The organism is Streptomyces sp. NPDC001700, from assembly GCF_053596435.1.
This window is the reverse complement of sequence record NZ_JBSFGE010000013.1, coordinates 112405-127177: the sequence shown is the minus strand read 5'-3', so window position 1 is coordinate 127177 and position 14773 is coordinate 112405. Positions and strand designations below refer to the sequence as shown.

Sequence of the window (14773 nt, the reverse complement as noted above, 5' to 3'; positions counted from 1 at the left end):
TTGCTCACATAATCGATGTCACATGACATTGGTTCGAACATCGAGCAATCGGCCAAGGGGGAGCCAAGCGTGATGGAAGAAGGCGCGGAGAGAACATGCGGGGGCAGACCCGGGAGCGGCGATCGCATACGCGTGCTCCTGGCCGAGGACGCCCCCCTGATCCGCCAGGCGTTGACCGCGTTGTTGTCCCAGGAACCGGATCTTGAGGTCGTCGCGGCGGTCGACCGCGGAGACCTCATCGTCCCGACCGCCCTGCGCACACCGCCGGACGTGGCAGTCCTCGACATCGGCCTGCCCGGTACAGACGGGATCACGGCCGCCGTGGAACTTCATGCCCGGTTGCCCTCGTGCCGCACGCTCGTCCTGACGAGCGTGGCGCGGCCGGAGCACGTACGTCGCGCGCTGTCGGCCCAAGTCGCCGGCTTCGTCCGCAAGGACGCCCCGACGGCCCGGCTCGCGGAGGACATCCGCCAGGTGGCGCAGGGCCGTCGGGTCGTCGATCCCGAGCTGGCGCTCGCGGCCGCCACGGCGACCGGGAATCCGCTGACCCCGCGTGAGGTGTCGGTCCTGCGGCTCATCTCGCAGGGGGCGTCGACGCGGGACGTGGCCGCGCAGCTCTACATCTCGGTCGGAACCGTACGCAACCACCTGGCCTCCGCCGTGGCGAAGACACAGGCCCGCAGCCGTGTGGACGCGATCAGGATCGCGACCGAGGCGGGGTGGATCTGACGGTCCCGCCGACGGTCGGGGACGCCTCGTCGTTCCCCGCGGGCGGCTGCTGCCCGCCCTCGCTCCACAACCCCACCAGCGCTCGGTAGAGCGGCGAGCGTTCCAGGACCTCGCCGTGTGCGCCGCTCACCACCCGGTCGCCGTCCAGGACGAGAACGTGCCGGGCGCGCAGTGCGGAGCTGATGCGGTGAGCGATCACGACCAGGGAGCCGGGCCGCCGGGCGAACGCCTCCTCCGCCCGTGCCTCGGCGGCGGGGTCGAGATGGCAGGTTGCCTCGTCCAGCACAACGAGGGGAGCCGGGGACAGGTAGGCGCGGACCAGTGCGATCTGCTGGCGCTCGCCGGACGAGAGCGCGGCGGGATCTATCACCGCGCCGATCCCGCCGAGCCGCGCCACGAGCGGTCCGGCGCCCACGGCCTCCACGGCTGCCGCCACCTCGTGCCCGGATGCGTCGGGGCGCAGGTAGCTCAGGTTCTCGCGGAGGTCGCCCGAGAACACGTACGCCTCCTGGGGAACGACGACCCGCAGGGCGGACAGAGCGGCCCCGGGCAGGGCACCGGGCGGCCGGCCGCCGAGCCGGATCAGACCGCTGTCCGGCTCCAGGGTCCCGCCGATCAGGCCGGCCAGCGTGGACTTGCCGATGCCGCTCGGCCCGACGACCGCGAGATGTCCGCCCTCGGGCAGCGTGAGATCCAGGTCCCGGAACACCGGGGCCGCGTGCGGGCCGTAGGCGAAGGTGACGGCGGCGAGTTCGACGTCGTAGGCGGTGGGGGCCGTCGTCAGGGGCGGCCGGGAGGCCTCGCCCGGCACCGGATCAGCGCCCCGCGCCGTCCTCGGCGGCGAAGCCGTCGGGCCATGTACCTCGTGGATGCGGCGCAGTGCCACCACGAGACGCAGTCCGCTGCCGCCCAAGCCCTGGATGAGGGAACGGACCGCCGGTTGCAGTCCGCCCGTCACGTACGTCGCCGCGCCCAGCACGGCGCCGGCGGACAGTCCGCCGTCGCGCAGCCGGCCGGCCGCCGTCAGCAGCAGGAGCAGGGGGAGCCAGCCGGCGACGGCCAGGCACAGGACGCGGGCCGGCATCAGGACGGCGAGCCGCCGGGCGGCGGCGGCCTGGGCGTCGATGTGCTCGACCAGGTCCGCCCGTACGCCGTCCTTCGCACCGCAGGCCACGATGTCCCTGTCCGCCGCGCACGCGGCGCCGACCGCCTCCGCGACCCGTTCGTCCGCGACGATGACGTCGCGCTGCGCGGTGGCCATCCGGCGCAGCAGTACCAGGAAGAGACCGAGCCCCGTCAGCAACGGCGGTACGACGAGCAGCAGGATCAGCGGCGCGAGGAACACCATGCCGAGCAGCGCCCCGCCGACCGTCAGGAGGAACCCGCGAACGACCATCAGCACGCCCGCGTAAGCCTCGCGCACCATCTCGACCTGGAGGGTCAGCCGGGAGACGCCCGACGCGTCGACCGCCCGGCCCGCCACTGCCTGCCGCAGGGAGCCCTCGGCCACCTTGCGCACGAGGTCGTCCCGGAAGGGCTCGACCACCTCGGCCAGCAGCGGATACGCCTGCCGTGTTCCCCACGCTCCGGCGAAGATGCCGAGGCCCAGCGACGCGAGCCAGGCCAGCCCGATGAGCGGCCTTCCGGCCGCGAACCCCTGGTCGACCGCCCGGGCCACGAGATGGCCGCCGAGCAGTGCGGGAACCGCCTCGACCAAGGACCAGAGGATCAGTGCGAGCAGACGGTCGGGCCGCGCCCTGAGCGGCGCGAGGAGCACGGGGAGCATGGGCTCCCCTGGTGTCCGGGACCTCACGACCGTTCCTCCTCGACAGCCCCGGCCCCGCGGAACACCCGCCGGTACTCCGGTTCCGTGCGCCACAGTTCGTGGTGGGGACCGACGCGCCGCACGCGCCCGCCGTCGAGCCATACGACGCTGTCCGCGCGGGCGGCCGTGGCCGCACGGTGGGCGACGATGACGCGCGTCCGGTCGCGCAGGGCTCCGGTGAGGACCTGGCTGATGCGGTGCTCGGTGACCGTGTCCAGGCTCGACGTGGCGTCGTCGAGGATGAGCATCCGGCCGGAGTGCACGAACGCCCGGGCCAGCCCGATGCGTTGTACCTCTCCCCCGGACAGGGACGCGTCCCCCAGCGGGGTCCGGTACTCGTCCGGGAGCCGTCGGACGAATCCGTCGACATCCGCGGCCCGCGCGGCCGCCACGATTCGCTCCGCCGGTACGTCCCCGGCCGCCCGGCCGGTACCGCGCGCGACGGCGTCGCCCAGTGTCTCTCCGAAGAGCACCGGCCGTTCGAAGGCGTAGCCCACGGCGGACCGCAGGTCGCGGTGGGTCAGCTGGCCCAGGGGCATGCCGTCGAGGACGACCGCCCCGGCGTCCGGGTCCGTCAGCCGCCCGGCCACGGCGGCCAGCAGGGACTTCCCGGAACCCGAAGCGCCCACCAGCGCCGCGCACGTACCTCCGGGAACCGTCAGATCGACGCCGTCCAGGACCCGTTCGCCCCCGGCGGTCACCCGCACGCCCCGCAGCTCCAGGCGGCCCGGACCGTGGGGCAGCCGCCGGTCCCCGTACTCCATGACGGGCTGGGTCAGCACCCCGTGCACCCGCTCAGCGGCCGCCCGCGCCCTGGCCAGCCTGCCGAGCAGCATCGTCGTCATACCGAGGCCGCTGCCGATGGCGACGTACTGCGCGGCGGCCAGCATCTCCCCCACGGTGATACGGCCGGAGGAAAGAGCGAAACCGGCCACGGCCAGGACCGCGATCTCCAGCAGCGGTGTGAGCAGCGCGGACCGGCCGGCCGCCTGGGTCTGGGCCTGCCACATGCCGTGCCCCAGCCGGTTGAGTTCGGGCAGCGCGCGCAGCACCCGCTCGACCTCGGCGTCGGCCGTGCCCGCGGCGGCGATGGTGCGGCGTCCGGTGAGGGCCTCGAGCAGGGCGGTCGCGAGGCGTGCTTGCGTCTCCTGATACCGGACGGACACGTCGGAGATACGGCGGGTGAACGCGCGCAGCAGGAGGACGACCGCCGGCAGGCCCAGCAGGAAGGTGCCGGCGAGCCAGGGATCGATGACCCAGAGGGCGACGACGCTGCCGACGGCGGGCACGATCGACAGGGCCGCACGGACGAGTACCGCGGCGACACCGCCCGCCTCGGCCGCGGCACCGACCAGCCGGCTCACCATGTCGCCGGCGGTGGTGCGGGGCGCTCCGGGCCCGGACCACGAGAGCAGCGTCGCGAGCGTCGAGCGTCGCAGCAGAGCGGTTCCACGGGCGGCGCCCACTCCGGCGGCCAGCTCGAACAGCGCGTCGGCCGCGGCCATGGCGGCGACGGCCACGAGGCAGCCGATCACCCACCCGCTCATCCCGCCGCCGTCGAGCGCGGAGTCAAGGGCCTTGCCGAGGAAGGCCGGGAAGAGAACCTGGGCCGTGGTCGAGAAAACGGCCGTCATGACCAGTACGGCCGTCCAGACGCCGCCCTCGCGCGTGGTAGACAGAAGTATCCGGTCCGCCGCGCGGCCCGGGAGCCGGGCCGCGCTCTCCAACGGCTGACGCACGGTCACTGCGACTGCTCCCTGCACGAGGTCCGACGGGCGGCCGGGAAGAGAACACGGACCGGTCGGCGGGTGATTGCCCCACCCGCCGACCGGGTCCGCTCACGGCGTGGAAGCCGTGTCAGGTGCCTTCAGCCTGCCGCTGTGCGCAGGCCCGGGGTTCTGGACTCAGCAGAAGACCCAGCTGGCGTCCGAACAGTGCTGGCTCTTGCCACTGCCGAGAACCGTCTCCTCCGAGGACTCGGTGGGCAGCTCCATCTCCTGAAGTTCGAGCAGAGACATGGGAATCACCTCCTTCGGGCGCGGATGCGCGTGCCCGCGGTGCGGGCTCCCGCCGTGATCGGCGGGCAGATCTGTGGGGTCAGGCGGGCCGGTGCCGGCCGAGGAAGGGCAGGTGGACCGGTTCGGTGTGCAGAGCGGCGCCGAGGGCCAGCAGCACACCGGCGGACCCGGTCGCCAGGTCCATCGAGAGTCTGAGCAGCTGTTCGCCCGGGAAGGCCAGTTCTCCCTGGTACTCCAGTGCGTGCCAGGACAGGGCCTCGATCTGTGCGGCGAGGAGCGGATCGGCTGCCGGCGCACCCTCCGGCGACACGGCCGCGAGGTGGCTGATGATGCCCGCCCGGCCGTTGAAGAGTCCGGACTGGACGTAGAACTGGGAACTCGATGAGATCAGGGAGCCTGCCGCCGCCGCCCGGAAACGGTCGTCGTCGCGATGGGCGAGGTACAGGTCCAGCACCATGGCCACCCCCGCGCTGCCCTCTGCGAGGTACGGCAGCGAGCGCCAGCCCTCGTTGACGTGCAGGGCACCGTCGTCCCGGGTGAGGCAGCGGCGCAGGTCCTGGCGCAGAGCGGTCGCCGCGAGGTCCAGGAAGACGTGGTCGCCGGTGGCCTCGTAGCAGCGCAGGAAGAACAGGGCCGGGCCCGACGAACCGTGCATGAGGCCCGCTGTGGGGTGCTGGCCGCCGCTCAGTTCGGGTACATCGGTCTCGGAGCCGAGCCGCTCCGCCACGGTGCCGGCCACGTCCAGGGCCGCGCCCCGCAGGACGCTGTCGCCCGTCCTCCCCGCGAAGTGGAGCAGATTGAGGCCGACTCCCGGCAGGCCGCTGTACAGGTCCATTCCGAGGCGCTGCCACTTCTCGCCCATGCAGCGGTCGAGGACCTGCCGGGAAGCGTCGTGGTGCCCCAGGTGGTCGAGGGCGTACGCCACCCCGTGCAGCCCGTCGTAGAAGCCGATCCTGGCCCGCTGCTCGCGGCGCGACGACCGCTCCACCAGCCACTGTTCGTGCTCGGGGTGGCGGCCCGCGCCCGTGACGTCCAAGGCGTACAGGACGCCCGCGGCGCCGTGGGCCAGGTTGAGCGCGCCGGTGCTGAACTGGGCGATGTCACCGGGAAACAGCCGATCGTCACGGCCGGGAGTGGCACTCGCCAGGATCGCGCCGGCCAGCGACCCGCGCACGGCGGGCCAGCTGTGGCGATCGGGCCGGGGGCGGGCCGGCCGGCCGACCCGCCCCCGGAGTCTGTCGCGGACGGCACCGTCGCCACTCACCCCGGCGCTCTCGCCGAGAATCTCCCGCACCGCGGAGTCCAGGAACTCCCGCGGTACGGGGAACCGTGCGGCGATCTCGTCGGCCAGTTCCGCCGCCTTGTACAGGTCCAGCCTCAGCAGGGCGGTCAGCGGCAGGAACACCGCGAGCTTGACGCACGCCAGGGCGTACGTGTCCGCGGCGAACCCCTTGCGGTCGCCCGGCGCCGCGTACGCGGGATGGCCCAGCATCCGTACCGCCCCGGACTCGACCGGTGCCGCGACCTCGAAGTCGATCAGCCCGACGCGGCCGTCGTCCCCGACCATGATGTTGTAGGGGTGCAGGTCGCCGAAGACGATCCCGCGCTCATGCACCGAGGCGACCGCGCGCTCCACGGCACGGCAGACGCCCATCGCCCACTCCGTGTAGCCGGCGATCTCCCCGGGGTCGGCCCGCGGGCCGGTCTCCGGGTACTTCAGACCGAAGAACTTGCTGAGCGGCTGCCCCTCGACGAGTTCCTGGGCGAGGAAGTGGTGGTCCCCCACGGTGAAGTAGTCGACCACCGCGGGAACCGCGTCGAGTCCGGCGAGCCGTTCCAGGACGTCCCGCTCCCACTGGAGCCGGGTCACCGCGTCTCTTCCGTCGGCCGTCAGTCCCGCATACGGGCGGGCCTCCTTGAGGATCACCTCCTCGCCGGTGCGGGTGTCCTCGGCGATGTACACCCCTCCTCCGTTGGAGAAGTGCACCGGGCGGCGCACGGCGTACGGCAGACCGGCCAGGGACACGGCACGCCGCGCCTCGACGTGCGGCTGGAGGAACTCCGGGAGTGTCACCCAGTCGGGGACGTGGAAGCCGGGCAGGCGGCGATCGGGGACGAGCGTGCCGTCGGGCCGCTCGACGGCGGGCTCCAGTACCCCCTTCTCCGAGACGACGTGCCGCTCGACGAAGCCGCCGTAGCGCACGTACAACGGGCCCTGGTGCCACCGCAGATCGCTGAGGATGTACGGGCCGGGCTCGCCGCCGACGAGGGCCTCGACGCCTTCGAGGACCTCGCGCAGCTCCGTCTCGTCCGCCGGGTAGATCGTGACCAGTTTGCCGCTGGCGCCCCGGGACGCGTACTTCATGTTGCGCAGCTGCAGGATGTGCTGGCCGCGCAGGAACTTGAACGGGATTCCACGGGGCACGCAGAAGTTGTGGACGGCGTCCAGGATCTTCTCGGCGTTGTCCTGGCACCCGGAGGCGTGCACCTTCCAGCCCTGGGCCGGCCGGCGGGTGCCCTCGGGAGTGCACACCAGCCAGTCGTCCTGGCGGACCTTGCGCCATCCCTCGGGCAGCTCCCGGCCGGTGGCGGCGAAGGCGTACTCCTCGTCCTGTGCTTCCCCCGGCGCGTCGAAGAACGTTCGATCGACCATGCAATACGCGTCGTACCGCATCTCTGCGTCCCCCCGCTTTTTCACACTGTCGCGTTCGATTCCCTCGAACTGATGGGAAACCTTTCACACGCCGGAAGATTCGCACCAGTACCACAACGCACAAGTCGACCCGTGAGAAACGCATGGTTCCAGGTATTCGAACCGGCCAAATCCCTTGGCTCATCCGGGATTTCGCGTCCGTCCGCCCATGTTTTCGATAAGCTTTCCAAGCCGACCGCGAGGAAATCCTCGCCCGCCCCGAAAGGCACCCGCACCCGTGTTACGACTCGCATGGCGGACCCTTTCGGGCCGCAGGGCAAGCTGGGCAGCCAGCTTCGTCGCCCTCGTCCTGGCGCTGATCATGACGACCGCGTGTGCCGTGCTGCTGGAATCGAGCACCCGCGCCGAATCCCCCACCGAGCGATACGCGGGTACGGACGTGGTCGTCGCCGGGCAGCCGTTCGTGCCCCGGGCCGGGGAACTCCGTACGGCGCTGGAGAGGTTGCCGTCCGTCGAGCGGGCTGTCCCCGAACTGTCCTTCCCCACCACGGCGGTGGACGCGTCGGGCAAGCCGGTCGAGGCACCCTGGGACGGGCCGTCCCTGGGGCACTCCTGGGCGAGCGCCGTCCTCGGGCACTTCGCGCTGCGGCAGGGCCGCGCCCCCGCCGGCGACGCGGAGGTCGTGCTGGACGGTGCCCTGGCCGGGCGTCTCGACGCCGGGGTGGGCGACACCGTCCAGCTGACCGGCCCGGACGGGCTGCGTCCGTACCAGGTCTCCGGCGTCGCCGACCCGCCACGGCGACTGGCGCGCCAGTACGCGGTGTTCCATACCCCCCGCGAGGCGGAGCGGCTCGCGGGCTTGGACCAGCCGGTGCGAGCCGTGGGCGTGCTGACGAAGGGGACGGCGGACCCGGCGGCTCTCAGGCGGCAGGCGGAGAAGGCCGTCACGGCGCTGTACGGCGACGATGCCGGGTCACTCGTGGTCGCCTCCGGTGCCGGGCGGGCGGAAGCGGAGTTCTGGGACGTGCCGTCCCCGGCGTCCACGCTCTCCTCACTCGTCGGAACGTTCGGGGTGCTGTCGCTGTTCGTGGCGGGTTTCGTCGTCTCCGGCACGCTGACACTCGCGGTCGCCGGGCGGATGACCGAGATCGGCCTGTTGCGCGCCGTCGCGGCCACGAAGGGGCAGATCCGCCGGATGATCGCGACGGAAGTCCTGCTGGTGACCGTGGTGGCGGCGCTCCTCGGCGTCCCCGGCGGGATCGGCGTGGCGACGCTCCTGCACCGGGTGCTGGTGGACGGGGAGGTGCTGCCCCCGTCATTCGCCCTGTCCGTGGGGCCGGTCGCGCCCTGGCTGACGGTCGTGCTGGCCGCGGTCGTGGCGCAGCTCGCGGCGTTCGCCGCCGCGCGGCGCGCTTCGCGGGTACGGCCGGTGGAGGTGCTCCGCGAGTCGGCCGCTCCGACGCCGAGGCTGGGCCTGTGGCGTGTCCTGCTCGGCATGGGCGTGCTCGCCGGGGCAGGCGGCTGTCTGGGCGCGGTGGCGACCGGTCGGCTGGACGGTGGCGGCGGGACCACCGAGAGCATGGTGCTCGTCCTCATGATCGGGATCGCGCTGCTGGCACCGCTGATCTGCCGGGTCGCCGGTGCCCTGTTCCTGGCTCCGGTGACGTGGTTCCTGCCCAGGGAAGGTGCGCTGGCCGTCCGCAACCTCCTCCGGCAGAACGCGCGGCTGGCCGCGACCGTGACACCGCTCGTGCTCACCCTCTCCCTCACCGGCACCCTGCTCTGCGCGCCGCTGGTCACGTCGCAGGGCGCGCGACGGGCGGAGCAGGAGCGTCTGCTCGCCGATCACGTCATCTCCTCGGCCGGGCCGGGCATCGCGCCGGGCTACACGGAACGGGCCGCTCGGCTCCCCGGCGTGGCGGCGGCCTCCGGACAGGTGGCCGTGGACGGCGAACTGAGCCGCGCGGACGCCGACCAGGACGACGACGCGTCCATCATCGGCGGCAGCCTGGTCGCGATGCGGGCCGACGCGGTGCCCGCCCTGCTGGACCTCGGGGTCCGCGCGGGCTCACTCGCCCGGCTCGACGACACGGCCGTGGCGCTCGGCGACAGCACGGCCCGCGGCCTGGGTGTCACAGCGGGCGACCGCGTCCGAGTGAACTGGGACGACGGCGGCCGGGACACCTACCGCGTGGCGGCCGTCTACTCGGATGACCAGGACTTCGCCGACGCGCTGCTGCCCCGCGCCTCGGCGGCCCGGCACGCGGCGACCCCGCTGGACGACACCGTTCTCGTACGGACCGCCCCCGGGGCCGATCGGAACGCTGTCGAGCGAGAGCTGAAGACCCTGGCGGCGGATTTCCCGGGCACACGGCTCGGTGACGGAGCGACGGAGAGCGCATCGGAGTCCGGCGCGGCGGCCAACCTGTTCACCCTGCTCTTGCTGACCATGATCAACGTGTTCACGTCCATCGCCGTCATCAACACCCTGAGCATGGCGACGGCGGGCCGCCGACGGGAGTTCGCCCTGCTGCGCCTGGCCGGCGCACAGTCCGCGCAGATACTGCGGATGCTGGCCTGGGAGGCCGTGCTCACCTGCGCGGTCGCGCTGCTGCTGGCTGCTCTGGTCTGTGCGTCGGTGCTGGTGCCGCTCAGCATCGCGGTGACCGGTTCCGCGGTCCCCGCCCTGGCCGGCGGGCCGTTGACCGCACTGGCCGTCGGCGCGCCCCTGGTCGCCGTCGCCACGGTCACGGTCGCCGGCCGCCTGGCCATGCGGAGCGCCGCGGCCACGCCCGGTGGCCTGGCGAAGGCCGTCTCCTGACCGCCCCCGCCGCGCCCCGCTGTCTCATACCCGGCCGAAGGCCTCGTCCACTGCCGTGTCGCGGCTGGCGCAGGGCAGGTTCGCCTCAAGCCGGAACCCGTCCTCGCCGTCCGCCTCGGCGGTCAGCAGGCCACCCCGTTCCGCGACCCTCTCCCGGAGGTTGCGCAAACCGCTGCCGCCAGCCCCCTCCGGCAGACGCCTGCCGGCCTCTCCGGCCTTCCCCGGAGCGACCCCGTCGTTGGTCACCTCCAGGCGCGCCCATCCGCCGCCCGCCTGCCCGCTGTCCACGGTGAAGCGGATGGCGCAGCGCCGGGCCTTGCTGTGCCGCAGCGCGTTGGTGACACCTTCCCGGACCACGATGGCCAGCATTTCGTCGGCCGGTCCCGGCAGCCGGCGCCCGGCCAGTTCGACGTCGACGTCGACCCCGAGGGACTCCAGCAGACCGGCTGCCGCCCGCGCCTCCCGTTCCAGGGTCAGCATGCGGTACCCGGCGGACACCGCCCGTACCTCCGACAGCGCGTGCCGTGCCAGAGCCTGGGTGCGCGCCAGCTCCTTCTCGGCCCGCTGGGGATCGCTGCGGACGAGCCACTGGATCTGCTCGCTCTGCAACGCGACCGCCGTCAGCGAGTATCCGCACAGATCGTGCAGGTCCCGCGCGAAGCGCAACCGTTCACGGTCGACGGCCTGCTGCGCCAGTTCCGTACGGGCCGCGTGCAGTTCCTCGGCCAGGTCCGCCAGGCGCACCACACCGAACAGCGCCAGGCCGCCCACCACATGCGACACCGCCGAGTTGAGGCCCTGCCACGTCGTCTCGCCCAGAGCTGCGACGAGGGGGACCTGGAGCGCGGACAGTGCGACGAACGCCGCCCAGGAGTGCGGCACGGGCGTGGTCAGCAGCACCGCGGCGGCGAAGGACCCCGGGATGCCGACCCATGTGTCCTGGAAGAAGCAGTACGGCACGTAGGTCATGACCCCGTGGGCGACGAGCGACCAGGGCCACCACGGCTTGCGGCGGCGCACCGCGGCCCGGGTGGAGTGCAGCAGATGAAGGCCCAGGGTCACCGCCAGCACAACGGACGCCACGGCCAGGTGACGGGCCCCGTCACGGTTGGTGGCGGTCGCCACCACCGAGGCTACGAAGAAGCCGACGGGCACCAGACATACGATGGCCCGCGCAACGCGGGATCTTCCCCCATTTCGCCTCATGTCCCCCCTTATTAAAGTTATGTGGAGGGATTCACCAATCCCTCACCCGCGAGGATAGCCCGGCGTAGACCGATTGTTCGGTTTCCGGGCCCGGGCGGACCCGCGCCGGCGGGCCGTCCGCCTACCCGTCGCGCTCGGCGATGGCGGCGAAGGCTCGGGCGATGCGGGTTCGGTCGTGGGAGCCGGTGGCGAGGAGGCGGTGGAGGAGCAGGCGGGCCTTGTAGGGGCTGAGGTCGCCGCCGGGGATCAGTCCGGCGGCGAGGAGGTCCTGCTCGGAGCCGGGGTAGCCGTAAGTGCGGGTGAGTACGGGGCCGTTGCCGATGCGGGAGGTGAGGATGACGGGGATCTGGTCCGCGAGTCGGCGGAGCCGGGGGACGAGCCATTCGGGAACGTGCCCGGCGCCGAGGGCCGCGAGGACGAGCCCGTCGCACTGACCGTCCAGCAGGTCCAGTTGGGTGCCGTCGTCCCCGAGGGCCACGGTGTGCAGCGCGACCCGCACCGGGCGCGGGCCCGATGCGCCCTGAGCCTCGGCCGGGATGGTGGTCCGCTGGGGCAGTCGCTGGTGGAGCCTCACCCGTGACTCGGCCACCAGGCCGAGGGGGCCGGAGCCGGGGGAGGTGAAGGCGGCGGGACTGGTGGTGTGGCCCTTCTGGACCGTACGTGCGGCGTGCACCTCGTCGCCGAGGACCACGACGCAGCCCGCCCCCCGCAGCCACGGTCCGGCTGCCGCGACCACGGCGGCGTGGAGGTTGGCCGGTCCGTCGGGGCCTGCCTTGGTCGCGTCGCGCATCGCGCCGGTGAAGACGATCGGCTCCTCGCCCTGGTGCGACAAGTCGAGGTAGAAGGCCGTCTCCTCCAGGGTGTCCGTTCCCTGGACGACCACGACGCCGTCCACCTGCCCGGAGTCCAGCTCCGCCCTGATGGCCGCGTGGAGCGCGTCGAGATCGGCCAGCGACAGCGAGGCGCTGGGCAGACGGCGGAAGTCATGGACGCGCAGCTCGACTCCCAAGGCGTCCAAGCCACTCACGGATCGCAGGAGCTGCTCCGCGGCCAGGACCGGGGACAACTCGCCGGTCAGGGGATCCGTGGTGGTGGCGATGGTGCCGCCGAGGGCGAAAACGGCGGCACTCCGGCCGGTCAGTGACATGGCGTTCCTCTCAGCTGTCGCGCGGAAGGGCGGGCAGGGCGTGGCGGACGACGGCACGGGCGAGGACGGCGGTGGCGTCCACGACTCGCATGCGCCCTGAGTTCCGGCCTTCGAGAAGCAAGGGGATCTCGGTGCACGCCGCCACGACGGCCGTGGCGCCGAGCTGTTCGAGCGTCCGCAAGGCCGGTGATATCAGCCGGCGGGCATGGGCCAGGTCTCCCCCTGCCTTGACCAGGCGGATGGCCGACATCACCGCCTGTTGGGCCGTGGAGCCGGGAATCAGGGGTTTCAGACCGCGGCGGGTCAGGGCGTTCTGGTACAGCTCGGCCGTGAGGGTACCGGTGGTGGCCAGAATCCCGACGGTGGCGCCGGGCTGCGAGCGAGCGACCTCGTCGGCGGTCTCGGCCACCATGTCGAGTACGGGCACGGGGGCGGCGGCCGACCGCACCACCTCCAGGAAGGCGTGCGCGGTGTTGCACGGAACAGCGATGAGGTTCGCGCCCGCCAACGCCACATAGTGTGCTCCCCGTTTGAGCCACGGTGAGGGATCCGCGCCCTGGCCGAGCAGCGCGGCGGTGCGGTCCGGGATCGTAGGATCGGCCCAGATGACCACGGGCAGATGGTCCTGGTCCCTGGCCGCCGGAGTCGAGCGGATGAGCTTGGTGTAGAAGTCGGCGGTGGCGGCGGGGCCCATGCCCCCGAGGATGCCCACTTTCCGTGCGGGAGTCATCCGCGGGCCCCGCGCAGCGGACGGCCGGGCATCGCGTCGAGGTCGATCTCCCCGTCGCGGACCACGAACTCCCCGCCCACCAGCACGTGCCGGAACCCCTGAGAAGGGCGGGTCGGGTGTTCGTACGTGGACCGGTCGCGGACGGTGAGCGGATCGAAGACGACGAGGTCCGCGTCGGCGCCGGGCTGCAGCCTCCCCTTGCGGCGGGCGTCGGGGCACGCGCGCTCCAGTACCCGCGCGGGCAGCAGCGTGGCGCGGCGGATGGCCTCCGGGAGGGTGAGCAGGCCGGTCTCGCGGACATAGACGCGCAGCGTCCGGGCGAAGGTGCCCGTGCTGCGGGGATGGGTGACCGCGTCAGCGGGCGGCGGCCACTCCGTTCCCGTCAGCGGCTTCCCGTCGCTGCCCTGGAGCGGCATGGCGTCGGAGGCGATCATCGTGTCGTCGAAGAGAAGGGCACGGTGCAGCAGGTCCCGTTCGTCGGCGCGCGACTCGTCCAGGTACCGGATGATGGCCGGCGCGCCGGGGTCCTGGGCGCGCAGCTGCATCAGCCGGCTCGCGGTGCCCGGCCGCTCCCCCGTCGGCGTGTGGACGATGTGGGAGGGCGTGATGCCGAGCCGGGGAAGGTTGTCCGGATGCAGGAAGGGCGCGCCGATCGCGGTCATCGACGCGCCGTACGGATACGCCTCGGTGGTCACCTGGACGCCGTGCGCGCGGGCGTTGCCGACGAGTTCGGTCACCACGTCGATCTGCTGGAGCGACGTGCTGTTGATGTGGCACAGATGCATGTGCGCGCCGGTGCCGAGCCCGACGGCGACGACCTCCTGGATGCCCTGGAGGGCCGTGCCGGGCTCCGCGTTGTTCTTGTGCCGGGCGTGGGTGTACGTCGGGACGCCGTACCGGGCCGCCAGCCGTGCCACCTCCAGGTACTCGCGGTGGGAGGCGTCCGGGGCGTATCCGATGAGAACTCCGATGCCGAGCGCGCCGAGTTCCAGCTCGGCCTCCAGAAGGTCGAGGATCCTTCGTACGTCGTCGGGGGTTCCCGGGGCGCCCCAGGCCCGTCCGCCCATGCGGGCGGTGAGCCGCGTGGTCAGGGTCCGCGGGTCCAGACCGTCCATGACGGACATCCGTGCCGCCGCCCAGGAAGCGGAGTACCCGTAGTTGATGGGGAGTCCGTCCAGCGCGGCGTCACGGTAGGCCCCCTCCAGCCAGGGGGCACCGGCTTCGAGTTCCAGAGTGGTCGTCACACCGTCCAGCGCTTGCAGCCGCATCGACGCCGGGGCCAGGGCGTGGCTGTGCAGGTCGATGAATCCGGGAGCGACCACCTGTCCGGTGACGTCGACGACGCGACGGGCCCGAAGCGGTTCCTCGGCGACGGCGACGACGCGTCCGCCGTCCACCGCGACGTGCCGCACGGCGTCGAGGCCGGTCTCCGGGTCGATCACCCGGCCTCCCGACAGCACGAGGTCGTGGACACCCTGCGGCGCACCGTCCGCCGCGGCCGCGCTCGGCTCCGTATCCATATCAGCTGCCTCTCCTTCCGCACTTCAATGGTTGTCTCCGCACCGTGCCAGCGCGGATAATGAACGGGCTGAACCTGCAGCAAATAGACAGACGGAGCGCTCCAAACGCCGGAAAGCGGCCCCC

General features: G+C 72.6%; 10 protein-coding genes. 2 read left to right on the top strand and 8 right to left on the bottom strand.

All coding sequences use genetic code 11. The features are described 5' to 3' along the window. Nucleotides 1-72: 72 nt before the first annotated feature. A complete protein-coding gene (locus ACWC5C_RS24380) occupies nt 73-729 on the top strand; it encodes a response regulator transcription factor (protein WP_450878708.1) in 657 nt (218 codons plus the stop codon). On the opposite strand, the gene ACWC5C_RS24375 is transcribed toward ACWC5C_RS24380, so the two are convergent. From ACWC5C_RS24375 to lanKC, 4 genes are all read right to left on the bottom strand, one after another. Next, complete coding sequence (locus ACWC5C_RS24375) at nt 698-2515, bottom strand: ATP-binding cassette domain-containing protein (protein WP_450878494.1); 1818 nt, start codon at nt 2513-2515, stop codon at nt 698-700. The genes ACWC5C_RS24380 and ACWC5C_RS24375 overlap by 32 nt on opposite strands. A 23-nt stretch (nt 2516-2538) precedes the next feature. Next, nucleotides 2539-4299, bottom strand: a complete 1761-nt coding sequence (locus ACWC5C_RS24370) for an ABC transporter ATP-binding protein (protein WP_450878492.1) — start codon at nt 4297-4299, stop codon at nt 2539-2541. A gap of 159 nt (nt 4300-4458) precedes the next feature. Continuing rightward, a complete protein-coding gene (locus ACWC5C_RS24365) occupies nt 4459-4572 on the bottom strand; it encodes a SapB/AmfS family lanthipeptide (protein WP_450878490.1) in 114 nt (37 codons plus the stop codon). Between the two features lie 79 nt (nt 4573-4651). Next, on the bottom strand, nt 4652-7225 hold the full coding sequence (lanKC, locus tag ACWC5C_RS24360; protein WP_450878488.1) for a class III lanthionine synthetase LanKC: 2574 nt from the start codon (nt 7223-7225) through the stop codon (nt 4652-4654). A 277-nt stretch (nt 7226-7502) separates the two neighbouring features. Between lanKC and ACWC5C_RS24355 the strand changes: the two genes are divergently transcribed. Then, a complete protein-coding gene (locus ACWC5C_RS24355; RefSeq protein WP_450878486.1) occupies nt 7503-10046 on the top strand; it encodes an ABC transporter permease in 2544 nt (847 codons plus the stop codon). A 24-nt stretch (nt 10047-10070) separates the two neighbouring features. Here ACWC5C_RS24355 and ACWC5C_RS24350 read toward each other — a convergent pair whose 3' ends face one another. The 4 genes from ACWC5C_RS24350 to ACWC5C_RS24335 form a co-directional block, all read right to left on the bottom strand. Continuing rightward, complete coding sequence (locus tag ACWC5C_RS24350) at nt 10071-11201, bottom strand: sensor histidine kinase (RefSeq protein ID WP_450878484.1); 1131 nt, start codon at nt 11199-11201, stop codon at nt 10071-10073. A 172-nt stretch (nt 11202-11373) separates the two neighbouring features. Beyond that, a complete protein-coding gene (locus ACWC5C_RS24345) occupies nt 11374-12399 on the bottom strand; it encodes an asparaginase (RefSeq protein WP_450878482.1) in 1026 nt (341 codons plus the stop codon). Between the two features lie 10 nt (nt 12400-12409). Beyond that, nucleotides 12410-13129 (bottom strand): aspartate/glutamate racemase family protein, encoded by a 720-nt coding sequence (locus ACWC5C_RS24340; RefSeq protein WP_450878480.1) that lies wholly within the window; start codon nt 13127-13129, stop codon nt 12410-12412. Then, nucleotides 13126-14649 carry an amidohydrolase family protein gene (locus ACWC5C_RS24335; RefSeq protein ID WP_450878478.1) on the bottom strand — a complete coding sequence of 508 codons (1524 nt, stop codon included), beginning with the start codon at nt 14647-14649 and terminating at the stop codon, nt 13126-13128. Before ACWC5C_RS24335 ends, ACWC5C_RS24340 begins: the two co-directional genes overlap by 4 nt. Between the last annotated feature and the right edge of the window lie 124 nt (nt 14650-14773).

What these genes read in the sequence shown, in the direction of transcription:
- ACWC5C_RS24375 (WP_450878494.1), bottom strand. Translation starts at nt 2,515, where the DNA reads ATGCTCCCCGTGCTCCTCGCGCCGCTCAGGGCGCGGCCCGACCGTCTG.
- ACWC5C_RS24380 (WP_450878708.1), top strand. Translation starts at nt 73, where the DNA reads ATGGAAGAAGGCGCGGAGAGAACATGCGGGGGCAGACCCGGGAGCGGC.
- ACWC5C_RS24340 (WP_450878480.1), bottom strand. Translation starts at nt 13,129, where the DNA reads ATGACTCCCGCACGGAAAGTGGGCATCCTCGGGGGCATGGGCCCCGCC.
- lanKC (WP_450878488.1), bottom strand. Translation starts at nt 7,225, where the DNA reads ATGGTCGATCGAACGTTCTTCGACGCGCCGGGGGAAGCACAGGACGAG.
- ACWC5C_RS24365 (WP_450878490.1), bottom strand. Translation starts at nt 4,572, where the DNA reads ATGTCTCTGCTCGAACTTCAGGAGATGGAGCTGCCCACCGAGTCCTCG.
- ACWC5C_RS24345 (WP_450878482.1), bottom strand. Translation starts at nt 12,399, where the DNA reads ATGTCACTGACCGGCCGGAGTGCCGCCGTTTTCGCCCTCGGCGGCACC.
- ACWC5C_RS24335 (WP_450878478.1), bottom strand. Translation starts at nt 14,649, where the DNA reads ATGGATACGGAGCCGAGCGCGGCCGCGGCGGACGGTGCGCCGCAGGGT.